The sequence below is a fragment of the Azoarcus sp. CIB genome (genome assembly GCF_001190925.1).
GTDB lineage: Bacteria > Pseudomonadota > Gammaproteobacteria > Burkholderiales > Rhodocyclaceae > Aromatoleum.
This window is the reverse complement of the sequence record NZ_CP011072.1, coordinates 4,320,905-4,344,217: the sequence shown is the minus strand read 5'-3', so window position 1 is coordinate 4,344,217 and position 23,313 is coordinate 4,320,905. Positions and strand designations below refer to the sequence as shown.

Genomic DNA, 23,313 nt, shown 5'->3' with positions numbered 1-23,313 from the left:
GCCGGAGGCGCTCCGCCGCCGGCGTCAGGCCTCCGCGCGCGCCTTCGCGGTGTAGTGCTGCAGCAGGGCCAGCAGCTCGCCTTCCTCGTAGGGTTTGCCGAGGTACTCGCTGGCGCCGATCTTCTCGGCGAACTGGCGGTGCTTGTCCGCCAGGCGCGAGGTGATCATGATCACCGGCACGTCGTGGGTGCGCGCGTCGGCGCGGATGTTGCGCAGCAGATCGAAGCCGTCCATGCGCGGCATCTCGATGTCCGACAGGATCACGTCGGGCACCGACTCGATAAGGCGCTCCAGCGCCTCGACGCCGTCTTTGGCCGTGATCACGCGATAGCCTTCGCGCTCGAGCAGGCGGCCGGTGATCTTGCGCACCGTCAGCGAGTCGTCGACGACCATCACGGTCGGCTGGACGGCCTGCGCCGGTTCGACCGCTGCGGTAGCGCCCGCGTCCGCGACGCCTTCCGCCGTGGTCTCCGCGAGGCTGCGGCTGGCGAGCGCGACGGGGTTGAGGATCAGCACGATCTCGCCGTCGCCCAGCACCGTCGCACCGGAGATGCCGACGACGCGCGCGAGTTGCGGGCCGGCGTTCTTGACGACGATTTCCTGGTTGCCGCGTAGCGCATCGACGTGCAGCGCGAGCGTCTGGGCGCCGGCGCGCAGCAGCAGCACCCAGTTGAAGCGCTGTTCCTCCGGCTGGCTCGTCGGGTCGCCGAGCAGACGCGGCAGGTAGCGGTAGTTGAAGTGCATGTCCTGCCAGTCCGTGCCGCCGGCGGCGCGCAGCTCCTGCAGCGCGCCCATCTTCAGCTCCATCACTTGGGCGACCATGCTCGACGGAATCGCGAAGGTGCGGCCGCCCGCGCTGACCAGCAGGGCCTGCGTCACGGCCAGCGTGAGGGGCAGGTAGATGCGGAATTCCGTGCCGGCGCCGCGCGTCGAGCGGATGTCGATGCGTCCGCCGACCGCCGCGGTCTCGGATTTCACGACGTCCATGCCGACACCGCGGCCGGACACCGTCGACACGTTGCTGGCGGTCGAGAAGCCGGGCAGGAAGATCAGGTTCGTCAGGCGGCGCTCGTCGGCGATTTCGGCCGGGCCGAGCAGGCCGTGTGCGCGTGCCCGTTCGGCGATCCGCTCGTAGTCGAGGCCCGCGCCGTCGTCGGCGAGGCTGATCGCGATTTCATTGCCTTCCTGGCTGACGCTCAGCGTGATCTGGCCGATCTCGTTCTTGCCGCTGGCGCTGCGGGCCTCGGGCTCCTCGAGGCCGTGCGCGATGGCGTTGCGCAGCAGGTGTTCGAGCGGCGCGGTGATATGTTCCAGCACGCTGCGGTCGATTTCGATGCGCCCGCCGCGCAGATCGAGGTTCGCGCGCTTGCCGAGGTCCTTCGCGGTTTGGCGCGTCACGCGGTAGAGGCGGTCGGCGAGGCTGTCGAAGGGCACCATGCGCACCTGCATCAGCGCCTGCTGCAGGTCGCGCGACAGCCTGGCCTGGCTGTTCAGCGCGAGTTCGGCGCCGTCGAGGTTGCGCAGCAGGCTCTGCTGCACCGTCGTGACGTCGCCGACGCTCTCCGCCATCATCCGCGTGAGTTCCTGCAGGCGGGTGTAGCGGTCCATCTCCAGTGGGTCGAATTCGCCTTCGTGCGTGCCGGTATGGGCGATGCGCGACTGCATCTGCACGTCGGCCTGGATCTCGACCTCGCGCAACTGGTTGCGCAGGCGGATGACGTTTTCGGTCAGGTCCAGCAGCGAGCGGCGCAGCGTGCGCAGTTCGCCAGCGATGCGGGTGCGCGCGATGCCGATCTCGCCGGCTTCGTTGACGAAGCGGTCGACGGTGTCTGCGCGCACGCGCAACGTGGCCGTTGCGCTGCCTTCGCCTTCGGCTGTCGGCGTTTCCGGGGTGACGACGGAGACCGCGACTTCGGTCGCCGTGCCGGTGGCCGCGGCTGCCGGGGCAGGAGCGCCGGTGAGCGCGCCCATCAACTGCTCGGTGCGGTCCAGGCCACCGACCAGTTCGTCGATCATCTCGGCGGCGTCGCGCCCGGCTTCGCGGCCCGCCTCGAGTTGCGATTCGAGCTGGTGCACGTGTTCGCCGAGGCTCATCGCTCCGGCCATGCGCGCGCTGCCCTTCAGCGTGTGCAGCAGCCGGGCCGTCGCCTTGGCGTGATCGTCCGAGGCGTCGCCGCTGCTCCAGCGCCGCAGCGTCGCGTGCAGGTCTGCAAGCAGCTCCGCGCCTTCCTCGAGGAAGACCGGCAGTAGTTGCTCGTCGAGGTCATCGGCGACGGTCGCCGCGCGGGCGGCGCCCTCGGCAGCTTCGGTTGCGGCCGACGGCAGTTCGGGGGCGGCTTCCTCGACGGCCACGCCGTCGGGCTCGAAACCGGTGTCGAGCGCAATCGTGCGACCGATGCCGTCGAGCTGCTCGGTCAGTTCGGGCACCTCGAGCGGCATCTGGCGCAGCGCGATCTGGGCGACCATCGCCTCGAGGGTGTCGTTGGAACTCTTCATGACCGCCGACTGCTCCGCGGTCGGCGGGTGGGCGCCCTCGCGCAGTCGCTCGATCGCGTGTTCGAGCGCGCGGGCAAGCGCTTGCGCGCTCATCAGGCGTGTGGTGCCCGAGATGCCGGCGAGCGTGTGCGCGGCGCGCAAGGCGGCCTCGGTGGGGACCAGCAGCGGGTTGGCAGCAAGGCGGCCGAGCTCGTCCCGCAGGGTGCCCAGGTGGTGCCGCGCTTCGCCGAGATACAGGTCGTAAAGGGGCCGGCTGATCTCGCTGTCGCCGACGTAGACGACGTCACGATCGATCGGCGTATCGATTTCCTCGAGGTCGACGGTCGCTTCCTCGAGTTCCTCCGATACGACGGCTGCGGCGGGCGCTTCCTCCTCGAGGGGGGCCTCCAGCTCGAGGGCTTCCTCGAGATCGATCGTGTCCTCGAGATCGACCACCTCCTCGAGTTCGGCCAGTTCCTCTAGCCTTTCGGCGTCCTCGGCCTCCGTCGATTCCACCAGTTCGATGGGTGCATCTATCCCGGCTGTCCGCTCCAATGCGACGGATGCGTCGAGCGCGAGAAGCTCTTCGGCTGCCGGCGGGAGCTCGAACCCGGGCAGTGCATCGAGAGTGATCGATTCCTCGGCTGCTGCAGTCAAGTCAACTGCTGGTTCGAGAGACAATTCCTCGAACGTCGCGGCCTCTTCCGGCAAAGCGATTTCGCCGGCCGTCTCTTCCGCGGCAAGCGGGCTTGCCGCGGCAACGTACTCGCTCGCGATCGCCGGCTCGAAGCCCTCGCCTGCAGCCGCCTCATCGAGCGCGATTTCTTCGCCCGGCGCCTCGAGTTCGAGTGCTTCGAGCGCTTCTTCGACGACGACCTCCTCTTCGGCGGCGGGCGCCGCGATGGGCAGGATTTCGCCGGTTTCCGCCAGTTCGAGCGTTGCGAGCCCGAGGGCGGCCTCTTCCGTTGCCGCGGGCTCAGCCGCGCGCGCGGGCGTCGCCTCGGGCGCCGGTTCGCTGATCGGCGCGTCGCTGCTGCGCAGGCGTTCGGCCTCGGCCATCAGGGCGGCGACGTCGCGCGTCTGGCTGCCGCCGGCCTCCAGCTCCGAAACCCATTCGGCGAGACTCTCGCAAGCGTCCCCGAGGAGGTGGTGGAGCGCCGGTGTGGGGGGCCATTCGAGCTGGAGCCAGCGATTGAGCGTCTGTTCCACGCCCCATGCGGCTTCGCCGAGATCGCGCAGGCCGACCATGCGACCGCTCCCCTTGAGGGTGTGGAAGCCGCGCCGGATCGACGTAAGGTGCTCGACGTTGCCCGGTGACGTGCGCGACAGCTCGAGCTGTTCCGCGACGTTGGCGAGGACTTCGTGGGCTTCCTCGATGAAGATCTCGAGCAGCTCCGCGTCGATCTCGGCCGCGCTGGGCGCCGGGGCGGCCGGTGCTGCAACCGGCAATGCCGGCGGAGCCGTTGGTGCGGCCTCCGGTATTTCGGGCGGCAACTCGATTGGCGCGAAATCGAAGCGGATCTCGGGCGGGGCCGGTTCGGCGGGTTCGAGCGGCGGCTGGAAATTGAGGTCGGTTTCGACTTCCTCGATCGGCACGAGGGGCTCGATCGCGGGCTCCTCCGCGGCCAGGACTTCGCGGGCGGGAGCTTCGGGCGCAGCAGGCGCGGGCGCTTCGACCACCGGCTCCGGCGCGGGTGTCGCGAGGGGCGCTGCAGTCGGGGCGGCCTTCGTGGCCGGCGGAACCACTTCGGCGAAGCGCGGCAGGTCGATCTTGAGGGCGGGCGTTTCGGCGCTGGCCTGTTCGCGGCGGGCGGTCGGATCGAGGAAGGTCTGGAGACTTGCCGGGCCGTGCTGCAGGGTCTGGACGTAGAAGCCGAGGGCCGACAGCCGCTGCGCGAGTCCTTCGAACTGGCCCGCTTCGGGTTCGGCGTCGGTCGCCGCGAAGCGGGCGACGGTCGTTGCCGCGTCGTGCACGAGCGCGATCGCATCGGGGTCGCCGATCAGGGTCAGCGCCCCTTCGACCTGTTTGAGCGGGGTCGCGAGATTCGCGAGCGGTGCGCGCTTCTGTTGGTTGCGGAAGAAATCGTCGAGGATCTGTTCGACCTGCGCAAGGCTCGACAGGATTTCCCGCGCGAGCTGACCGACCGCCTCGCGCTCCTGCAGGCGGCGTGCCGTTTCCACCGTCGGCGAATGTTCGGCGGGCTCGACGGCTTCGCCGCGGATGATTGCGCCCAGGCGGCTGACGGTGTCGGCAACCTGGATGGAGAAACCGGCGTCCGGCACGACGCGGTCGAGCGCCCCTTCTGCCAGCAGCAGTGCGGTCGCGGCCTCGATGGCGACCTTGCTGGTGTTCTGCAGGGGATCCTTGCGCAGCCAGCGGACGAACTCGATCAGGGCTTCGAGCAGGCGGTCGAGTGACGGCCGCCCGAGTTGGGGCGCCTGGGCGGCAAGGTCGGCGAGATTGCTCGCGAAGCGCGGCAGGGCCGCGGCGTGGCCTTCGGAGAACTCGTCCCAGGCGTGCTTGGTCGCGGCCATCGTGGCCTGCAGCGACTTGAGCAGCGGCGCGAGCGGCGTGACGCTGATGGTCGAGCCCGCCTCGGGGATCAGGGTGTGGGGGTGCCACGTGTCGCGCACGGCCTGCTGCTGGGCGGTGCGTGCAGGGGCCTGTGCGGTCCAGTACAGCAGTTCGCGGATGAGGCGGTCGGGTATCGAGGCCGGCAACTCGGCCAGCCGCTTGAGCTGCGCGTCGAGCTGCGAACACAGTCGCTTGACTTCCGGCAGGGCCGGCACATCCGCATTCACGAGGGCTTCGAGGAAGGCCTGCGCGGCGTACCACAGGTTGGTGACGGGGACGCCGGTATGCAGCACCTCCATGCCCTTGACGGCGTCGAGCATGGCCGAGGGGCCGGCCGGGTCGTTCGGCGTGCGCAGCCACTGGAGCAAACCGCGCTGGAACAGTGCGCGCTGCGCCCGCAGTTGCGCCTGACGGGCGTCGTCGGACAGCGTGACGCTGGCGATCTGGCGGCGCGGCGGACGTTGCGTGAGGTCAGGGAGGAACAGTTCCGCCGGCGAGACCGGGTCCGCGCTGCGGATGGCGCCGATTTCCCGGTACAGCGGCAGCAGGCGCAGCGGCTGGTCGGGCGTGCCATGCACGAGCTCTTCGAGATAGTTGCCCATCGTCGCGAGCGCGCGCCGCGCCAGGGAAATGGTCGTGGCGTCGATGGGGCGTTCGCCGCGGGCAAACTGCCCGAGGGACTGATCGAGCGAGGAGGCGAACTGGGTGAGGCCGTCCAGCCCGACGATCGAGAGTGCGCCGCGCACCTGATGGAGGTGGGTCTGTGCGAACTGCACGCGGCCCGGGGCATCGGACGCGGACAGCGCCTGTTCGAGCGACTCGTCGGCCCGCGCGAGGGCGAGATCGATTTCGTTCTTGACCCAGGTGAGTGGGCCCAGATCCAGTTCAGAAGGGTGCGTCATGGCCGGTTCCCTAGCGAGGGGCGAGTGCGTCAGACCTTGAAGCCCGACACCGAGCCCTTGAGTTCGACGGCGAGGTCGGCGAGCTGGCCAACCGACACCGCGGTCTGGCGCGTGCCGGTCGCGGTCTGTTCGGTGATCGCGAGAATTTCCTTCATGGTTGCCGCGACGCGCGTCGCGGTGGCTGCCTGGTGCTGCGTGTCGCTGGAGATCTGTTCGATGAGGCGCGCGGCCTCGGTCGAGACCTCGCCGATCTCGGCCAGCGCCTGGCCGGCGGCGTCGGACAGCTGGGCGCCCTCGACCACGTCGCGGGTCGCGTTTTCCATCGAGCCGACGGCGTCCTTGGTGTCGGTCTGAATCGTTTTCACGATCGCCGCGATCTGCTTGGTCGCCTCGGCAGAGCGTTCCGCGAGGCGCTGCACTTCTTCCGCAACGACGGTGAAGCCGCGGCCCGCTTCGCCGGCGGAGGCCGCCTGGATGGCGGCGTTCAGCGCGAGGACGTTGGTCTGCTCGGTAATGTCGGAAATCAGTTCGACGATCTCGCCGATCTCCTGCGAGGATTCGCCGAGGCGCTTGATCCGCTTCGAAGTTTCCTGGATCTGCTCGCGGATGCCGTTCATGCCTTTGATGGTGTTTTCCACCGCGCCCGCGCCCTTGCGTGCGGATTCGAGCGAGCGGCGCGCGACCTGGGCGGAGCGCAGGGCGCGTTCGGACGATTCCGTCATGGTCTTGGCCATCTGCTCGACGGTGGTGCCGACTTCCTCGATCTCGCGCGACTGCCGTTCGGTTGCGCCGAGGAGTTCGCTCGAGGTCTTCTGCGCGGATTCGGTTGCCTGCGTGACGCGCGTCGCGGCGTCGTTGATTCGCCGCACGAGCACCGAGAGCTCCTCGATGGTGTAGTTGACCGAGTCCGCGATCGCGCCGGTGATGTCTTCCGAAACGGTGGTGCGTACGGTGAGGTCGCCGTCGGCGAGGTCGCCCATCTCGTTCATCAGGCGCAGGATCGCCTGCTGCGCGACGTTGCGCTCGTTTTCCGCAGCGCGCTGATGCTGCTCCGCTTCGAGCTGGCGCGCGGCGAGTTCGCGCGTGTTCACCTGTGCCATGCGGCTCAGGGCGATGAGGCCGACGATCGCGGCGAGCGCGATGCCGAGTGTGGCCGGCGACAGGCCGCTGTTTGCAGAGGACAGCGCGGCGGAGAGATCGCGCGCACTCGTCGATAGGGGTTCGGAAGCGCCGAAGATGTCGCTGCCCGCCTTCTTCGCCTGCACGAGGGCCTGGATGTGCTGCAGGATGTCGTCGATGGCGTCGAGGGTTTCGGTCGCGCCGGTCGCGAATTCATTCACGCGTCGCCGCCCTTCGGGATCGGTGGTCGTCGTGCGCAACTCGTTGATCACTTCGGTGAGCGACTTGGCATCCTTGCCGAGCGCGAATGCCGTTTCCGGATCGATCGCGTTCGCGACCAGCAGCGCGTTCGCGTTCTTCGCGATGCGCTGCGTCAGCACGACGCTGTTGGTAGCGGCCGTGACGTCGCGTGCGTTGCTGCCGACTCGCGCCTGCACGATCTGCCGTGCCTGCTCGTACAGGGCCTCGTTCTGCTGATTGATCGTGGCCACCGACTGGTTGAGCACGAGGAGATTCTTTTCCTGGGCGATCAGCTGATTCGCGAGTTCGGCAGTCGGACGCCATTTCGCCGCGAGGTTATCCACCTGCGGTTGGACGCCCGCGGGCGCGGCCGGTAGGTCGCGGCCTTCGATGTTGCCGCCCTTGGCAAGCGCTTCGAGCAGGCCGGTGAAGCGGTTCGTGCTCGTGCGCAGTTCGGCGAAGGCCTGTGCGTTGCCCTGCAGGGCGAGCTGGGCGGCCTTGGCGATGCGCTGCGAGGTGGTCTCCATTTCGCCTGCCGCCGCGATGTAAGCGGTGGCGTTGCCCGATTGGCGGTACTGGTAGTAGAGCAGGCCCAGACCTGCGAAGGAGGCTGCCGCGAACACCGTGGCGAGCATGGCGAACCGGTTGGCGGTGCCGTTGGCGCGCTTCGCGCCGCCCTTGGATGCTGCCGGCTCGGGACCGCGCCGAGGCGGGGCCGCCTCCATGATCGTGGTGGCGAGTGGCGCGCCTTCCGGGTCGGCCTTCTTCTTTTTCTTGAAGTTCAGCGTCGGAAGCTTGAGGGCCATGGTGTGTGCTCCGCGAGATCGGATGATGGGTTGCCGTAATGGTTGGAGGAACGGGCCGCGTGCGTACTCACTCGAGTCCGGCCTGGAGGAAGGCGCGGTGCGCAAGCAGCGTCGGCACGTCGAGCCGCAGCCAGTGCTGGTCGCGGGCGTCGAGCAAGCGCTCGGTGACCCAGGGCCGCTCGTCCGCGCCGCCGTCGGGATCGGTGCGGAAGTCGTCCGGGTTGCGCAGTCCGAGGGCGTTCGAAATCAGCAGCGCGCAGTTCGTGCCGTGGCGTGCGCCAACGAGCAGCAGGCGTGCCGGTCCGCCGGGAACCGTGAGCGGACCGTTGTGGAAGGCGGAGAAGTCGACGACGCTGAACAGCGTGCCGCGCACGTTCGCGAGGCCGCGAAACCACTCGTGCGTGAGCGGTACGGACGCCAGCGGTGGAGCGGGCAGGATCTCGCCGCTGTCGGTGAGATTGATGAGCCAGTTTTCGCGTCCCGCCCGCACGCCCAGCAGTGCGCGGCGGTTGCCGCTTTGTGCTTCGGCAAAGCGCCGTACCAGGTCTTCCTGGAATTCGCGCAGGCTGAGTCGCTTGGCCATCGAGCGTCAGCCCAGCGCCTGGATGCGTGCGATGAGATCGGCCGGATTGACCGGCTTGACGAGGTAGTCGTGCGCGCCCTGGCGCATGCCCCAGATGCGGTCGGTCTCAAGCCCCTTGCTGGTGCACATGATGATCGGGATGCCGCTCGTCGCCGCGTCGCGCGAGATGGTGCGCGTGGCCTGGTAGCCGTTCATGCCGGGCATGACGACGTCCATCAGGATGAGGTCGGGCTTTTCGCTCTTGCTACGCACGATGGCATCCTCGCCGCTATCGGCGGTGACGACCTGGTAGCCCTTGGCCGTCAGAAGTTCGGTCAGGGCGAGGCGTTCGGTCGGGGAATCGTCGACCACCAGTATCTTCTTGATTGGCATTGCGATGGGACTCCAGTCAATGATCCGTGCCGGCCTTGCGTGCGGCATGGGTGGCGACCGCCTTGAGGAGGCTGTCCTTGGTGAAGGGCTTGGTGAGGTACTCGTCGGACCCGACCATGCGACCGCGTGCGCGGTCGAACAGGCCATCCTTGGACGACAGCATGATCACGGGCGTCGCGGCGAGCTGCGAGTTTTTCTTGATCAGCGCACAGGTCTGGTAGCCGTCGAGGCGCGGCATCATGATGTCGACGAAGATCACGTCGGGATGATGGTCGGCGATCTTCGCGAGCGCGTCGAAGCCGTCCTCGGCCAGCAGCACCTGGCAGCCGGAGTTGGTGAGAAATATCTCGGCGCTGCGGCGGATGGTGTTGCTGTCGTCGATCACCATCACCTTGAGTCCGGTCAGATCCATGGCTTCAATCCTTGCTGGCGGGCCCGGGGTGGTCGCAGCGCGCGCGTCCGTGCATCGCGCGGGTGCTGCGACATGCCGCCTGGTCCAGTGCGGCGACATATCCGTGTGTCGTTCGGGGCATGCTGCGGAGGTGCGGCGTCGAGCGTCCTGCATGCCGCTGCCCGCCCGGCTGCCGGGGTGCGCTCACGGAGGCCCCAAGCCTTGCCGCAGGCACAAGTGCCCCCGCCAGGGTGGCCGATGAGCGCGCGCGCCGGATGCTTCCGGTATGGGGGCGCGTATTGGCCATCTATAAGCATGCTCCGGGCAAATTGGCTGTAAAATCCGCCGCATCTTACCGCATTTTTCATGCCGTGCCAGATCAGCCGTCTGGTATAGACGGCAGATTCCTTCATGCCCCTCGGATTCACCGCTGTTCCCCCTGTCGTGCTGTGCTTTGCGACCAGCGACGCGACTGCCGGCTCCGGCCTCCAGTCGGATGTGCTGACGCTTGCGAGCATGGGATGTCACCCCCTGTCGGTCGTCGCGGCGATCTCGGTGCGCGACACGCGCGGCGTCGAGGAGTTGCTGGCGCTGGATAGCGACGCCGTCGATGCGCAGGCGCGTGCCTTGCTCGAGGACATCCCGGTGCAGGCCTTCAAGCTGGGCATGGTCGGCAGCGTCGAGAATGTCGCGGCGATCGCCGAAATTCTCTCCGATTATCCCGATGTCCCGCTGGTGCTGGAGCCGGCGCTGTCCATCGTGGATGGCGAGGAGGCCGCGGGCGAGGACATGCTGGCGGCGCTTGCGGAGCTGGTGCTGCCGCAGGTGACGGTGCTGGTCGCGAGTCGCAGCGAGGTGTTGCAGTTGGCCGCCCTGACGCCCCCGGGCGGCGACGATGACGACAGCGACGAGGCCGTCGACGCCGACGAGTTCGACGAGCTCGGCGAGCTTTTCGCGCCCGGCGAAATGGAAGGAGACGTCGTCGGGGATGACGACGACGCGGACGAGGAGGACGATGCCCTGTCGCTTGCGGATGCGATCGCGCGCGTGCTCGGGCGTGGCGTGGGCTACGTGCTGCTGACTGGCGCCGGCGAGCCCGGGCCGCAGTTCGTCAACGTGCTGGTCGGGCGCGAGGGCGTCGTGCGCACGGATGCGTGGGAGCGCCTGCCGGGCCGCTTCCTTGGCGCCGGCGCGACGCTGGCCGCTGCGCTCGTCGGGGCGCTGGCGCATGGCATGACGGTGGCCGAGGCGATGGGCGAGGCGCAGGAATTCACCTGGCAGGCGTTGTCCAGCGCCTATCGGCCCGGTATGGGCATGGCCGTTCCGGACCGTTTCTTCTGGGCGAGGGCGAACGAGGATGACGATGGCAAAGCGTGAGCACGCCTTGCGCGGGCTATATCTGATCACCCCCGATACGGCGGACAGTGAGGCGCTGCTGACCGGTGTCCGCAGCGCGCTCGCCGGGCGCCCCGCGCTGCTGCAGTACCGCAGCAAGCAGGCGGATGTGGCGCGGCGACGGGAGCAGGCGGCAGCGATCGCGGTACTGTGCCGCGAGGCTGCCGTGCCCTTCATCGTCAATGACAGCCTCGAACTCGCGCTCGCGGTAGGGGCCGATGGCGTGCACCTCGGGCGCGACGACGGCGACCTGCGTGCGGCGCGTGCAGCGCTGGGGCCGGAGCGCATCCTCGGCGTGACCTGCTACAACGAATGGGCGCGGGCGGAGGAGGGGGCCGCCGCGGGAGCCGATTACGTCGCCTTCGGTGCGCTGTTCGCATCCCCGACCAAGCCCGCCGCGGTGCATGCGCCGCTCGAACTGCTGACTCGCGCGCGCCGCGAGCTGAAGCTGCCGATTGCGGCGATCGGCGGCATCACGCTGGACAACGCTCCGCAGGCGATTAAGGCGGGAGCCGACCTGCTGGCGGTGATTTCCGACGTCTTCGATGATCCTGATCCAGGGGGGCGTGCGGCGGCGTATCGCGCCGCCTTCGGGCTGTCCGGCTGAGTCCGTGGCGCGGTATTCCGCCCTTCCCGCAGTTTCCTTTTTTCGATCCATTTCCTCTTTGCCAATCGACGAGTGCAACCCGATATGACGAGCAAGAACGAACTCCTCTTCCAGCGTGCCCAGAAAACCATCCCCGGTGGCGTCAATTCGCCCGTGCGGGCCTTCCGCTCGGTCGGCGGTTCGCCGCGCTTCATCGAGCGTGCGCAAGGGGCGCGCGTATGGGATGCGGACGGCAAGGACTACATCGACTACGTCGGTTCGTGGGGGCCGGCGATCACCGGTCACGCCCATCCGGCCATCGTCGAGGCGGTGCGCGAGGCGGCGCTGCGCGGGCTGTCCTTCGGCGCACCGACCGAAGGCGAAGTCGAGATGGCCGAACTGATCTGCGAACTGATGCCGTCGATCGAAATGGTGCGGCTGGTGAGCTCGGGCACCGAGGCGACGATGAGCGCGATCCGCCTCGCACGCGGCTTCACCGGGCGCGATGGGATCATCAAGTTCGAGGGCTGCTACCACGGCCACGCCGACAGCCTGCTGGTGAAGGCGGGCTCGGGCCTGCTGACCTTCGGCAACCCGTCCTCGGGCGGCGTGCCGGCGGACTTCGCGAAGCACACGATCGTGCTCGACTACAACGACCTGGGGCAGGTCGAGGACGTCTTCAAGGCGCGCGGCAACGAGATCGCCGCGGTGATCGTCGAGGCGATTGCCGGCAACATGAACCTGATCAAGCCCCTGCCGGGCTTCCTCGAGGGGCTGCGCGAGCTGTGCACGAAGTACGGCGCCGTGTTGATCTTCGACGAGGTCATGACCGGCTTCCGCGTCGGCCCGCAGGGCGTGCAGGGCCTCTACGGCATCACCCCCGACCTGACGACGCTGGGCAAAGTGATCGGTGGCGGCATGCCGGTGGGCGCCTTCGGCGGCCGGCGCGACATCATGCATCACATCGCGCCGCTGGGTTCGGTGTATCAGGCCGGCACGCTGTCGGGCAGCCCGGTCGCGGTCGCGGCGGGCCTGGTGTCGCTGCAGCTGGTGCGCGAGCCGGGTTTCTACGACACGCTCGCGGCGCGTGCGACGCAGCTGGTGGACGGGCTGTCGGCGGCGGCGCGCGACGCGGGCGTGACCTTCTGCGCCGATTCGGTCGGCGGCATGTTCGGCCTGTATTTCGCGCAGGGCGTGCCGCGCTCCTACACCGAAGTGATGGCCTCGGACCGCGACACCTTCAACCGCTTCTTCCACGCGTTGCTGGATGCCGGGCACTACTTCGCGCCCTCGGCCTTCGAGGCGGGCTTCGTGTCGGCGGCGCACACGGCGGCGGATGTGGACGCGACGATCGCGGCGGCAAGGACGGTGTTCGCAGCGCTGCGCTGAGCGGAGGCGTGAGCGTAGGGCGGATGAGCCGAGGCCTCATTTGGCAATCACTCCGCCGTATGTGCAAATTTCGGGCGCTGCGTGGCGGAAGGCGCTTCGCTTTTCCGCCCTACGGCCTATCCCGCAACGCGTAGGCTCCTTGCTTCAGAGCAGGATCAGCGTCGCGAGTCCGAGGAAGATGAAGAAGCCGCCCGAGTCGGTGAGGGCGGTGATCATCACCGAGCCGCCCATGGCCGGGTCGGCACCGAAGCGCAGGCGCACCATGGGGATCAGCACGCCGGCGCAGGCGGCGAGCAACAGGTTCAGCGTCATCGCCGCGGTCATCACCGCGCCGAGCGAGGCACTGCCGTAGAGTGCCCAGGCGAGGAGCCCGAGCAGCCCGCCCCACACGAGGCCGTTGACGACGGCGACGCCCATCTCCTTGCGCATCAGGCGCTGCATCGCGGACTGCTCGACCTGGCCCATCGCGATCGCGCGCACGATCATCGTGACCGTCTGGTTGCCCGAGTTGCCGCCGATGCCGGCGACGATGGGCATCAGCGCGGCCAGCGCGACGAGTTTCTCGATCGAACCCTCGAAGGCGCCGATCACGCGCGAGGCGATGAAGGCGGTGACGAGGTTGATCGCCAGCCACGCCCAGCGGTTCTTAACCGAGTCCCACACCGAGGCGAAGATGTCTTCCTCTTCGCGCAGACCGGCGTGGCTGAGGATCTCGTGCTCGGATTCCTCGCGGATGTAATCGACGACATCGGCGACCGTCAGCCGGCCGATCACGCGCTTCTCGCCATCGATCACCGGCGCCGATATGAGGTCGTAGCGTTCGAAGGCCTGGGCCGCGTCGTCGGCTTCGTCCTCGGGCTCGAAGCTGATGACGTTTTCCTTGTGCATGACCTCGCCGACGACCATCTCGGGGTCGTTGATGAGCAGCGATTCCAGCGTCAGGATGCCTTTCAGGTGGTCTTCGCGGTCGATCACGAAGAGCTTGTCGGTGTGGTCCGGCAGCTCGTCGAAGCGGCGCAGGTAACGCAGCACGACCTCGAGCGTGACGTCCTCGCGGACCGTCACCATGTCGAAGTCCATCAGTGCGCCGACCGATTCCTCCGGGAAGGACATCGCCGCGCGCAGCTGTTCGCGTTCCTCGCTGTCGAGGGACTGGAACACGTCCAGCATGACCTCGGGCGGCAGGTCGGGCGCGAGGTCGGCGAGCTCGTCCGCATCGAGGGTTTCCGCTGCGGCCTTGAGCTCGTGCGGGTCCATCGTCTCGATGAGGGACTCGCGCACCGCGTCGGAGACTTCCAGCAGGATGTCGCCGTCGCGCTCGGCCTTGACGAGATCCCACACGAACAGGCGGTCCTCGAGCGGCAGCGCCTCGAGGATGTAGGCGATGTCTGCGGGGTGCAGCGTGTCGAGCTTGGCCTGGAGTTCGGCGACGTGCTGCTTGTGGACGAGATTCTCGACCAGCTCGTGGCGGGGCATGTCCTGCCGATGGACGAGATCTTCCACCACCTTGTGGCGTGCCAGCAGCTCCTGCACTTCGCGCAGGTGCTGCTGGACGTCTTCCGGGTGGCGTTCGTCCTGCTCGCTCATCGGCGCCTCCGGGCGGTGTGTGGGATCTGTCGTAAGGCGCGAATTCTACGGACTTCGCGGTGCTCTTGCGACCCCGGAAGGCCGAAAATGTTGCGACGCGTCAGTCGCGCGCCGTGGCGCGGCTGTGAAGACGGCTCAAGGCACCTGGGCGTAGGCCATGCGCCCGCGGATGCGTGCCGCGTGGGCCGCCAGCCGTGGGCCGAACTGCTTCTCGTACTTGCGCGGATTGGGCAGCATCACCGCGAGGCGCGCGGCTTGGTCGGGGCCCAGCCGGCTGGCCGGAACGCCGTAGTAGCGGCGCGCGGCCGCTTCGCAACCGAAGATGCCGGTCCCCCATTCGACGACGTTGAGATACACCTCGAGGATGCGGCGTTTGCTCCACACGGTCTCGATCATCACGGTGATGACCGCTTCCTGTGCCTTGCGGAAGTAGCTGCGCGTCGGCGACAGGAACAGGTTCTTTGCAAGCTGCTGGCTGATCGTGGAGCCGCCCGCGACCGCACGGCCCTTGCGCTGGTTCTTCTCCATTGCGCGCTGGATGCCTTCCCAGTCGAAGCCTTCATGGTCGACGAAGCTGTCGTCCTCGGCGGCAATCACGGCGCGCTTGAGGTGGATGGAGATGCGCTCGTAGGGCGCCCATTCGTGGCGCAGTTCGGCATTGGGGCGCTTCTCCTGCAGCTCGTCGAGGCGGATGTCCATGAAGCTGGTGCTGGACGGGTTGAAGTGGCTCCACCACAGCACCAGCAGGAGAATCCACAGCTGGTACAACAGCAGCAGCGCGACGAGCGCCACGCACACCCAGCCCGCGCGCCGCAGGAGCGTTTTCATCTGCCTTCAATCTGGTGCCGCAACTCGGCGAGGACCGGTGCGGTCGCGGGGCGCACGCCGCGCCACAGCAGGAAGCTCTCTGCCGCCTGCTCGACGAGCATGCCGAGGCCGTCGGCGAGCCGTGCGGCGCCGTCACTGCGGGCCGCGACGAGGAAGGGCGTCTCGCCGCGGCCGTACATCATGTCGTAGGCTAGCGCGCCGGGTGCGTACAGGCCGGGCGGCAGCGGCGGGGCCTCGTCGGCGAGGCTCGCAGCGGTCGCGTTGATGACGACGTCGAACTGCGATCCGGCGAGATCCGCGAAGCTGCCGGCGGCGAGCGGCGTGCTGCCGGCGGCCGTGGAGAATTCGGCGACGAGCGCTTCGGCGCGCGGCACGGTGCGGTTCGCGAGCGTGAGGCGGGCGGGGGTGGCCGACAGCAGGGGCAGCATCACGCCGCGCGCGGCGCCGCCCGCGCCGAGCAGCAGGATGCGGCGGCCGGCGAGCGGGCAGTCGAGGTTGTGCGTGAGATCGCGCACGAGGCCGGCACCGTCGGTGTTGTCGCCGTAGATGCCGTCGGCGTCGAACTTGAGGGTGTTCACGGCGCCGGCGGCCTGTGCGCGCGGCGAGCGGCGCTCGGCCAGCGCGAAGGCTTCGAGCTTGAACGGGACCGTGACGTTGCAGCCGCGTCCGCCGGCGGCGCGGAACCCGGCGACCGTTGCGGCGAAGCCGTCGAGCGGCGCGAGCAGCGCCTCGTAGGTGAGCGTCTGTCCGGTCTGCGTGGCAAAGGCGGCGTGGATCACCGGCGATTTGCTGTGCGCGACGGGGTTTCCGATGACGGCGTAGCGGTCCATGAGCGTGGCGTGTCTAGTGGGCGGTGAGCCGGTCGGCGTTGGTGAAGGTCCAGGTCCTCACGATCTCGAGGATGTCGGTGTCCGCGCGGATGTTGTCGGGAAAGGGGGCAAACGGGCCGGCTTGCTTGACGATGCGCAGCGCGGCTTCGTCGAGCACTTTCTCTCCCGAGGAACGCATGATTTCGGCTCGTTCGACCGAACCGTCGGCCTTGATCGCAACGTACAGCAATAAACTGCCATACAGTCGGCCGCGCGCAGCGTCAGGGTAGTTGAGGGTGCCGACGCGTTCTATCTTCTGCCGCCAGTCCTCGACGTACTGCGCAAAACGATATTCCTTCGCGCGCGCCGCGGTGAGCGGCGTCTTGCGCGGACGCTTCGCGTATTCCTCAAGTTTGCGTTCGATCTCGGCCTCGAGGCGCGCGGCGGCCGCCACGCTGTCGAGCAGGTCGAGGCCCGACGGTTTCGGCTCGATGGCCGCAGGATCGGGCTGCTGCACGGCGGCCTGGGTCTGCGCGGCCGATTTTGGTGCCGTCATGACCTCGGGGCGGGCGGCGCTGCGATCCGAGGTACGCTTGCGCGACTCGGTGAGGGTGTCGCCGTCGCGCTGCGTGGGCTGGGGCGGCAGCGGCGACTTCGGGCGCACGTTCTGTTCGCTGGTGCCGCCGCCGTCGAGGTTGGCCTGCGCGAGCACGTCGGCCTTTTCCGGGGCGCGTGCGTGGCGTGCGTTGACGAGCACCACTTCCAGGCCGCGGTCGGGTTCCCGTGGTCGCGGTCCGACGTCCATCGTGAAGCCGATCGACAGCGCCAGCGCATGGATCGCGAGCGACAGCAGGAAGGCGATCGCGAGCAGCGGGTCGCCTTGCAGGATTCCCGTTCCGCGTCGGGTCGTGAGTGGCGTGGCGACCACGGCGGCGGGGCGTGCCGGCCCGCTGGTCGTGTGCGGTGTGCGAGGGGCGATGATGCGATCCATGCCGTCCGGCGTTCAGTTGCCTTCGAGTGCTGCGTCGGCCGCTTCCGCGGGATCGGGCTCGGCGAGCATCTCGACGAAGCGTGCGCTGATGTCGACGTCGAGCAGGTCGCTGTGTTCGACCGTCAGGCGCACGCGCGTGCCCGGCAGCATCACCGGCAGCGAGGGCACCTTGACCATCAGCGGGATCGCGTCGAGGCGCACGAGGTTGTCGCGCAGCACCTTGCCATCGACGGTGATGCCCGGCTGCTGGCGTAGCCAGCGCAGGCACCAGTAGCGTTCCATCTGGCGCTGGAAGTCGGCGTAGGCGGCGTAGGTGACGTCGAAGTCGCGCATCGCGGCCATCAGGTCGGCGGACTTCGGTGCGAACGCGGGCGCTTCGTCGCGCAGTACCGAGACGATCTGCCACTGGTTGACCATGTCGACATAGCGGCGCAGCGGCGAGCTCGACCATGCGTAACAGTCCACGCCGAGGCCGTCGTGCGGGCCGGCGGCGGTGGACATGCGCACCTTGCCGCCGCTCTGCACGCGGTACAGGCCGGGAATGCCGGCTTCGTCGAGGAGCTTGCCCCAGGTGGAGTTGGCGAGAATCATCATCTCGGCGACCAGCTTGTCGAGTGGCGACCCGCGCTTGCGCTGGGTGATCGTGACGTAGCCAGGGCCGTCCGCGGTGTGCGTCTGCCAGTCGACATAGAAGTTGAAGTCGACCTGGTTGCGGTTGTCCTCGGCCTTGCCGCGGCCGGCCTCGAGCACGTTGGCGAGATCCCACAGCAGCGTGAGTTCGCGCTTCCACTTGAAGTCGGGGCCACCGGAGTGGTCGTGCAGCACCTGCTCGTTGAAGAGCGGCTCGATATCGTGGTGGCGCAGGTTCGCGACGATGGGCACGCGCTCGACGACGGTCTCGTGGCGCTGGACGGCGAGTGCCGCGGTGACGTCGAGATACAGCGATACGGCGGGGCATTCGCGGCCGGCGGCGAGCGTGAAGGTCTCGACGATCGCATCGGGCAGCATCGTGATCTTGTTGCCCGGCATATACACGGTGGACAGGCGTCGGCGCGCGATCGCGTCGAGCGAGGAGCCGCGTGCGAAGCCGAGCGCGGGTGCGGCGATGTGGATGCCGATGCGCCAGCCGCCGCCTTCGCGCGGCGTCACCGAGAAGGCGTCGTCGATTTCGGTGGTGGTGGCGTCGTCGATCGAGAACGCGGCGACCTGCGCGAGCGGCAGATCCGCCGGATCGGTCGGGGCTTCGAACCTCGGGAAGGCGGTGCCTTCCTCGAAGTATTCGAACAGAAAGCGGTTGTAGTGGAAGTCGTAGCTCGACTCCAGCGCGCCGCATTGCAGCAGCAGGCGCGGGGCCGATAGCCCGGCGTCTACGCAGGCGGCCTCGAAGGCCTTGGTCTCGACGCGGTTGCGGTCGGGGCGGTAGAGGAGTTGCGGCAGCATGCCGGCGATCTCGGCCGGCATCCGGCCCGCGACCAGCTCGGCGCGCATGCGCTCGATCGCTTCGGCCTGCTGGCGCTTCTTCTCCTGGCCGGCGAGCGCGGCCTGCAGGATGTCGGTGGGCGCCTTGCGGAAGCGGCCGCGGCCCTTGCGATGGAAGTACATCGGCGCCGAGTGCAGGCGCAGCAGGATGCTCGCGGATTCGACGGCATTCGGTGCGTGGCCGTGGTATTCGGCGGCAAACGCGTCGAAGGCGAACTCGTCGTCGCCGCACACTTCCCACAGGAAGGCGGTGTCCAGTTCCTCGGCGCCGGCTTCGGCGCGGTTGAGCAGGTCGCCCGGCGACGGCTCGCGGAAGCGCATCAGCACGTGGTTGCTTTTCAGCTTCACGCGCTTGCCGTGGGACGTCTCGACCTGCAGCGAGGAATCGTTATCAGCGAGGATGGTCCCGGCCTTGAAGGCCCCATCCTCTTCGAACAGCACGAACATCGGAACCGCCATACTTGAGCAAGCCCGACAGTTTAAAGGATTCGACCGCCGGGCGCAGAGGGCTGCCGCGGACTATCGTGTCGCGCGGCTCGCCCGCAGCATGTCGACCGAATAGACGGCGAGCGCCGCCCAGATCAGCGCGAAGCCGGCGAGCTGGCCGGCGTCGAAGGGTTCGCGGAAGACGAACACCGCGAGCACGAAGTTGATGCTGGGTGCGAGGTACTGCAGGAAGCCGATCGTGGATAGCGGCAGGCGCTGGGCGCCGATCGCGAACAGCATCAGCGGCACGGCGGTGAGCACGCCGGCGAGCGGCAGCAGCGCGTCGGTGGCGAGGTCCTGGCCGAATTGCAGGCTGCCGCGGCTGGCGAGCCAGATCAGCCAGCCGATCGCGAGCGGCGCGGTGACCAGGGTTTCGACGAACAGACCGTTGATCGCGTCGACCGGCGCGCGCTTCCTGAGCAGGCCATACAGGCCGAAGGTGATCGCGAGGAAGAGTGCGATCCACGGCAGCGCGCCGACCTGCCACACGCGCCACGCCACGCCGGCGCAGGCGAGCGCGACCGCCGCCTGCTGCAGCGGACGCATGCGCTCTCCGAGTACGAGGCGGCCGAGCAGGATGCTCACCAGCGGATTGATGAAGTAGCCCAAGCTCGCCTCGATGAGACGGTTTTCCGAGATTGCCCACACGAAGACCAGCCAGTTGCTGCCGGTGAGCGAGGCCGACAGCGCGAGCAGTCCGATCAGGCGCGGCTGGGCCATAAGGCGGCGCAGGCCGTCGAAGCCGCGCCACAGCGCGAGCAGCGCGAGGAGGAAGACGACCGACCACAGCACGCGGTGCGCGACGATCTCGCCCGGCGACACGCTGCCGACCGCCTTGAAGTAGAGCGGCATCAGCCCCCAGATCGTGAATGCGATCAGCGTCGCGACGACGCCCTGGCGGCGCCGTTGCGAATCGATTGCGGCCGCGGTCATGAACGCGCGGTCGCGACCAGCGCGAGGGCTTCGACGGTGTAGTCGCCGTCCTTGCTGCGATGGCTTTCGAGGTCGGCTTCGACTGCGGCGCGCAGGGCAGCTTGAGTGGCTTCGGGCAGGCGCGAGAGGGCTTCGGCCGCGCCGCCGGCGAGATCGAGGAAGGCCTGCCAGTAGCTTTCCGCGTCGGGAAAGTGGCAGCGGAAGGGGCAGGGCGCGATGCGTACGTCCGCGAAGCCGGCTTCGGTCAGAGCGGTCGTCAGTGCGGCGTCGTCGCCGAAGCGGAACACCGAGGGACGGGCGACCTTGGGGGGCGGGAGCTGCCGGGCGATGCAGTCCTGTGCGCGCGCGATCAGCGGCACGGACTCGCGCGGGCCCCACACCGAGAGTGCGACGCGTCCGCCGGGGCGCAGCACGCGGCGCATCTCGGCGAGCGCCTGCTGCGGGTGCGGGAACATGAAGAGCGCGAGGCCGGCGAGCACGCGGTCGAAGCTCGCGTCGGGCAGGCACAGGCGTTCGGCGTCGGCCGCGGCGAAGCCGAGCGCGTCGGCCTTGCCCTCGGTGGCCGTGCGGCGGGCGCCCTCGGCGAGCATGCCGTCGGCGATGTCGCTCGCGAGCACCCAGCCGCCCGGCGCGATGCGGGCGGCGGCGTCGCGGGCGAGCAATCCCGGTCCGCTCGCGAGATCGAGCACCCGCTGGCCGGGCGCTAGATCCGCCGCATCGAGCAAGGCCTGCGCGAGGTCGGCGCGCAGATGGGCGCCGTCGGCGTAGCGCGCGGCGATGCGGTTGAAGCCGGCGCGCTCCTGCGCCTTGAAGCGGCGCGCGTCGAAGTCTGCGGGCGCGCTCATCGTGCGGCGAGCCCGGCGAAGGCGATCACGTCGTCGAGGTAGTCGGTCCAGCGCGAGAAGCCGTGGTCGCCGCCTTCGAGCACGGTCTGGCGCGCGCCGGCGTACTTCGCGACCGCGTCGCGGTAGTCCAGCACCTCGTCGCCGGTCTCGACCATCAGCCAGAAGTTCTGCGGGCGCGCGATCGTCGCGACGTCCATCGCGCGCAGCTGGGCGATGTAGGCGTCCTTGAAGTCGAAGGTTTCACCCGTGTAGAGGTTGGTCTGCTCGCCGACGTAGGCTTCCAGCGACAGCGGCGCGACGACGGCCGGATTCACGAGCACGGCCCTGAGGTCGTGCTTCTCGGCGAGGTGCGTCGCGTAGTAGCCGCCCAGCGAGCTGCCGACCAGCGTCGGCGCGAGGGCGGGACGTTCCGTGCGGCAGCGCGCGATCCGGCGTTCGACGAGCGCGATCGCGGCGTCCGGTTCGGGCGGCAGCAGCTCGCACCAGAATTCCTCGCCCAGCCCCTTCGCAAGCATGTGGCGCTGCAGCGCCTGCGCCTTGATCGACGCGGGAGCCGAGCGGAAACCGTGCAGGTAGATGATCATCGCGTATGCAGGAGCTGTGACGGAGCCCCTAGTTTAACCACGGACGGCGGATTCCCGGTCGCTCAGACCTCGCTCCACGCGACGAGACCGAACTTCCACGTCGCCAGCACGATGAGGCCGAAGATGATGCGGTACCACGCGAAGACGATGAAGGTGTGATTGGAGACGAAGCGGATGAAGGTCTTCACCGCCCACATCGCGGCGACGAAGGACGCGACGAAGCCGACCGCGAACACCGGCAGGTCGCCGGCGTGGAGCATGTCGCGCGCCTTGTAGAGGTCGTACGCCGTCGCCGCAAACATCGTCGGGATCGCGAGGAAGAAGGAGAACTCTGCCGCCGTCTTGCGCGACAGGCCGAACACCAGCCCGCCCATGATGGTCGCGCCCGAGCGCGAGGTGCCGGGAATCATCGCCAGCGCCTGCGCGAAGCCGACCTTGAGCGCGTCCGGCCAGCGCATCTCGTCGACGGCATTGATGCGCGGATGGTAGCTGCGCTTTTCCAGCCACAGGATCACGAAGCCGCCGACGATCAGCGCGGTCGCGACGGTGAGCGGGTTGAAGAGCAGCGCCTTGATCTTCGAGTGGAACATCACGCCCAGCACGGCTGCGGGCAGAAAGCCGACGATCAGCAGGCCGACGAAGCGCTGCGCGGCGGGATCGCTGACGACGCCGGTCGCGACGTGCACGAGGCGCTCGCGGTAATCCCAGCACACCGCGAGGATCGCCGCGAGCTGGATCACGATCTTGAACACCTTGCTGGCCTCGTCGTTGTAGCCGAGCAGATCGCCGAAGATGATCAGGTGGCCGGTCGAGGAAACCGGCAGGAATTCGGTGAGGCCTTCGATGATGCCGAGAAGCAGGGCGACGAACAGCTGGGCGAGATCCATGAGGCGTGGCGGCTTGCGCCGGGGCGATGATGAACGAAAGGCGCGATGATACCCCTCGTCATGTTGCAGTACGGCACAAATCGTCCCTCAGTCGCAACGGAACGTAAGCGTCAGGCCGGAGCGGTGAGCGTTTCCAGATCGGTCAGCCACCGCATCGCGGACTCGCGATGCGTGCCGCACATCTGCGGGCTGGGGGCGAGGCTGCCGCATACTGTGGGGCGACGCGGGTCGCCGAAGAGACGGCAGCGGTCGGCCTCGTCGAGCTGGACGCAGCGCACGCCGGCGGGCTTGCCGCCCTCCATGCCGGGAATGGGGCTGGAGATGGACGGAGCGATGCAGCAGGCGGCGCAGGCCGCGCGGCATTCCATCGTTCAGGCGCGCGCGGGCAGCGCGCGCCACCACGCAAGGATGTCGGCGACCTTCGGTTCGAGGAGCGTCGACTGGCCACCGGTGAAGTGCTGCCATTCGGCGAGGAAGCGCTCCCCCACCGCCGTGATGACCGGCACGCCGCTCGTCACCGCCATCGCCATCTCGGTCCGCAGTCCCGCTCCGCTCACTTCCTGCGCGCCGAACTTGTTGATGAAGACGAGTTCCGCGCCGCGTTCGAGCGCACCGCGGACCGCGACCGCGGCATGCGCGAGCGCGTCCGGATCGAGCCGGCAGGCCTCCGACCCGCTGCCCAGATCCTGCGACAGGGCGAAGCGCTCGCCCGATGCGAGATCCTCCAGTTCCATGCCGCAGGGGTCATTGATCGTCGTCGGGATGTCGTGTTGCAGGATGCCACCCAGCCGCACCCCTGCGCCGGCGAGTGTGCGTGCGGCCTCCAGGAGCACCGGCTCGATGTGGTCGGTGGGGCGATAGACGATGGCGGCGATCGGCAGGGATTGGTCGGTGGTCATGGTGGTGGCGCGCGTGGGTGATCCGCCATTGTCTCACCCCGCGGCGCCCGGACGAAACAGGGGGCGCGCGGCCCCTTGCGGGGCCTTCGTCAGTAGCCGCCTCCGCCGCCTCGCATGCTGTCGCGGGACGGGGCCGATGACTGCGTGCCGTC

General features: G+C 68.6%; 19 protein-coding genes. 3 read left to right on the top strand and 16 right to left on the bottom strand.

The window, feature by feature from the left end:
• Window positions 1-24 precede the first annotated feature (24 nt).
• The 5 genes from AzCIB_RS19415 to AzCIB_RS19395 form a co-directional block, all read right to left on the bottom strand.
• Window positions 25-5,952: a hybrid sensor histidine kinase/response regulator gene (locus AzCIB_RS19415; protein WP_050417405.1), complete on the bottom strand. Its 5,928-nt coding sequence runs from the start codon at window positions 5,950-5,952 to the stop codon at window positions 25-27.
• 29 nt (window positions 5,953-5,981) lie between these two features.
• The gene (locus AzCIB_RS19410; protein ID WP_050417404.1) at window positions 5,982-8,117 is read right to left on the bottom strand and encodes a methyl-accepting chemotaxis protein; all 2,136 of its coding nucleotides are present in this window, start codon (window positions 8,115-8,117) and stop codon (window positions 5,982-5,984) included.
• Window positions 8,118-8,184: 67 nt separating this feature from the next.
• Window positions 8,185-8,700 carry a chemotaxis protein CheW gene (locus tag AzCIB_RS19405; protein WP_050417403.1) on the bottom strand — a complete coding sequence of 172 codons (516 nt, stop codon included), beginning with the start codon at window positions 8,698-8,700 and terminating at the stop codon, window positions 8,185-8,187.
• A 6-nt stretch (window positions 8,701-8,706) separates the two neighbouring features.
• Entirely contained in the window at window positions 8,707-9,072 is a 366-nt protein-coding gene (locus tag AzCIB_RS19400) for a response regulator (RefSeq protein WP_050417402.1), read from the bottom strand.
• Window positions 9,073-9,088: 16 nt separating this feature from the next.
• Window positions 9,089-9,484: a response regulator gene (locus tag AzCIB_RS19395; RefSeq protein ID WP_050417401.1), complete on the bottom strand. Its 396-nt coding sequence runs from the start codon at window positions 9,482-9,484 to the stop codon at window positions 9,089-9,091.
• 390 nt (window positions 9,485-9,874) lie between these two features.
• Between AzCIB_RS19395 and thiD the strand changes: the two genes are divergently transcribed.
• From thiD to hemL, 3 genes are all read left to right on the top strand, one after another.
• Complete coding sequence (gene thiD, locus AzCIB_RS19390; protein ID WP_198149568.1) at window positions 9,875-10,840, top strand: bifunctional hydroxymethylpyrimidine kinase/phosphomethylpyrimidine kinase; 966 nt, start codon at window positions 9,875-9,877, stop codon at window positions 10,838-10,840.
• Complete coding sequence (gene thiE, locus AzCIB_RS19385; RefSeq protein WP_050417400.1) at window positions 10,821-11,465, top strand: thiamine phosphate synthase; 645 nt, start codon at window positions 10,821-10,823, stop codon at window positions 11,463-11,465. Before thiD ends, thiE begins: the two co-directional genes overlap by 20 nt.
• Before the next feature lie 84 nt (window positions 11,466-11,549).
• Complete coding sequence (gene hemL / locus AzCIB_RS19380) at window positions 11,550-12,833, top strand: glutamate-1-semialdehyde 2,1-aminomutase (protein ID WP_050417399.1); 1,284 nt, start codon at window positions 11,550-11,552, stop codon at window positions 12,831-12,833.
• A 144-nt stretch (window positions 12,834-12,977) separates the two neighbouring features.
• On the opposite strand, the gene mgtE is transcribed toward hemL, so the two are convergent.
• From mgtE to AzCIB_RS19325, 11 genes are all read right to left on the bottom strand, one after another.
• Complete coding sequence (mgtE, locus tag AzCIB_RS19375; protein ID WP_050417398.1) at window positions 12,978-14,420, bottom strand: magnesium transporter; 1,443 nt, start codon at window positions 14,418-14,420, stop codon at window positions 12,978-12,980.
• 135 nt (window positions 14,421-14,555) lie between these two features.
• Window positions 14,556-15,248 (bottom strand): monofunctional biosynthetic peptidoglycan transglycosylase, encoded by a 693-nt coding sequence (mtgA, locus tag AzCIB_RS19370; protein WP_050417397.1) that lies wholly within the window; start codon window positions 15,246-15,248, stop codon window positions 14,556-14,558.
• On the bottom strand, window positions 15,245-16,078 hold the full coding sequence (gene aroE, locus AzCIB_RS19365) for a shikimate dehydrogenase (RefSeq protein ID WP_050417396.1): 834 nt from the start codon (window positions 16,076-16,078) through the stop codon (window positions 15,245-15,247). Before aroE ends, mtgA begins: the two co-directional genes overlap by 4 nt.
• Window positions 16,079-16,091: 13 nt before the next feature.
• A complete protein-coding gene (locus AzCIB_RS19360) occupies window positions 16,092-17,048 on the bottom strand; it encodes an energy transducer TonB (RefSeq protein WP_083447078.1) in 957 nt (318 codons plus the stop codon).
• Between the two features lie 12 nt (window positions 17,049-17,060).
• Entirely contained in the window at window positions 17,061-18,974 is a 1,914-nt protein-coding gene (locus AzCIB_RS19355; RefSeq protein ID WP_050418464.1) for a ribonuclease catalytic domain-containing protein, read from the bottom strand.
• Window positions 18,975-19,046: 72 nt separating this feature from the next.
• Window positions 19,047-19,946 (bottom strand): EamA family transporter RarD, encoded by a 900-nt coding sequence (gene rarD / locus AzCIB_RS19350; protein WP_050417395.1) that lies wholly within the window; start codon window positions 19,944-19,946, stop codon window positions 19,047-19,049.
• The gene (locus AzCIB_RS19345) at window positions 19,943-20,791 is read right to left on the bottom strand and encodes a methyltransferase domain-containing protein (protein WP_050417394.1); all 849 of its coding nucleotides are present in this window, start codon (window positions 20,789-20,791) and stop codon (window positions 19,943-19,945) included. The genes rarD and AzCIB_RS19345 overlap by 4 nt, the downstream gene beginning before the upstream one ends.
• Window positions 20,788-21,375, bottom strand: coding sequence for a YqiA/YcfP family alpha/beta fold hydrolase (locus AzCIB_RS19340; protein WP_050417393.1), 588 nt, complete (start codon window positions 21,373-21,375; stop codon window positions 20,788-20,790). The genes AzCIB_RS19345 and AzCIB_RS19340 overlap by 4 nt, the downstream gene beginning before the upstream one ends.
• A gap of 62 nt (window positions 21,376-21,437) precedes the next feature.
• On the bottom strand, window positions 21,438-22,262 hold the full coding sequence (locus AzCIB_RS19335; RefSeq protein WP_050417392.1) for an undecaprenyl-diphosphate phosphatase: 825 nt from the start codon (window positions 22,260-22,262) through the stop codon (window positions 21,438-21,440).
• Between the two features lie 110 nt (window positions 22,263-22,372).
• Window positions 22,373-22,630 carry a YkgJ family cysteine cluster protein gene (locus tag AzCIB_RS19330; RefSeq protein ID WP_050417391.1) on the bottom strand — a complete coding sequence of 86 codons (258 nt, stop codon included), beginning with the start codon at window positions 22,628-22,630 and terminating at the stop codon, window positions 22,373-22,375.
• Window positions 22,631-22,633: 3 nt separating this feature from the next.
• Window positions 22,634-23,161 (bottom strand): DUF2478 domain-containing protein, encoded by a 528-nt coding sequence (locus AzCIB_RS19325; protein ID WP_157058533.1) that lies wholly within the window; start codon window positions 23,159-23,161, stop codon window positions 22,634-22,636.
• Window positions 23,162-23,313: the final 152 nt, after the last annotated feature.

What these genes read in the sequence shown, in the direction of transcription:
- AzCIB_RS19415 (WP_050417405.1), bottom strand. Translation starts at nt 5,952, where the DNA reads ATGACGCACCCTTCTGAACTGGATCTGGGCCCACTCACCTGGGTCAAG.
- AzCIB_RS19410 (WP_050417404.1), bottom strand. Translation starts at nt 8,117, where the DNA reads ATGGCCCTCAAGCTTCCGACGCTGAACTTCAAGAAAAAGAAGAAGGCC.
- AzCIB_RS19405 (WP_050417403.1), bottom strand. Translation starts at nt 8,700, where the DNA reads ATGGCCAAGCGACTCAGCCTGCGCGAATTCCAGGAAGACCTGGTACGG.
- AzCIB_RS19400 (WP_050417402.1), bottom strand. Translation starts at nt 9,072, where the DNA reads ATGCCAATCAAGAAGATACTGGTGGTCGACGATTCCCCGACCGAACGC.
- AzCIB_RS19395 (WP_050417401.1), bottom strand. Translation starts at nt 9,484, where the DNA reads ATGGATCTGACCGGACTCAAGGTGATGGTGATCGACGACAGCAACACC.
- thiD (WP_198149568.1), top strand. Translation starts at nt 9,875, where the DNA reads ATGCCCCTCGGATTCACCGCTGTTCCCCCTGTCGTGCTGTGCTTTGCG.
- thiE (WP_050417400.1), top strand. Translation starts at nt 10,821, where the DNA reads ATGACGATGGCAAAGCGTGAGCACGCCTTGCGCGGGCTATATCTGATC.
- hemL (WP_050417399.1), top strand. Translation starts at nt 11,550, where the DNA reads ATGACGAGCAAGAACGAACTCCTCTTCCAGCGTGCCCAGAAAACCATC.
- mgtE (WP_050417398.1), bottom strand. Translation starts at nt 14,420, where the DNA reads ATGAGCGAGCAGGACGAACGCCACCCGGAAGACGTCCAGCAGCACCTG.
- mtgA (WP_050417397.1), bottom strand. Translation starts at nt 15,248, where the DNA reads ATGAAAACGCTCCTGCGGCGCGCGGGCTGGGTGTGCGTGGCGCTCGTC.
- aroE (WP_050417396.1), bottom strand. Translation starts at nt 16,078, where the DNA reads ATGGACCGCTACGCCGTCATCGGAAACCCCGTCGCGCACAGCAAATCG.
- AzCIB_RS19360 (WP_083447078.1), bottom strand. Translation starts at nt 17,048, where the DNA reads ATGGATCGCATCATCGCCCCTCGCACACCGCACACGACCAGCGGGCCG.
- AzCIB_RS19355 (WP_050418464.1), bottom strand. Translation starts at nt 18,974, where the DNA reads ATGTTCGTGCTGTTCGAAGAGGATGGGGCCTTCAAGGCCGGGACCATC.
- rarD (WP_050417395.1), bottom strand. Translation starts at nt 19,946, where the DNA reads ATGACCGCGGCCGCAATCGATTCGCAACGGCGCCGCCAGGGCGTCGTC.
- AzCIB_RS19345 (WP_050417394.1), bottom strand. Translation starts at nt 20,791, where the DNA reads ATGAGCGCGCCCGCAGACTTCGACGCGCGCCGCTTCAAGGCGCAGGAG.
- AzCIB_RS19340 (WP_050417393.1), bottom strand. Translation starts at nt 21,375, where the DNA reads ATGATCATCTACCTGCACGGTTTCCGCTCGGCTCCCGCGTCGATCAAG.
- AzCIB_RS19335 (WP_050417392.1), bottom strand. Translation starts at nt 22,262, where the DNA reads ATGGATCTCGCCCAGCTGTTCGTCGCCCTGCTTCTCGGCATCATCGAA.
- AzCIB_RS19330 (WP_050417391.1), bottom strand. Translation starts at nt 22,630, where the DNA reads ATGGAATGCCGCGCGGCCTGCGCCGCCTGCTGCATCGCTCCGTCCATC.
- AzCIB_RS19325 (WP_157058533.1), bottom strand. Translation starts at nt 23,161, where the DNA reads ATGACCACCGACCAATCCCTGCCGATCGCCGCCATCGTCTATCGCCCC.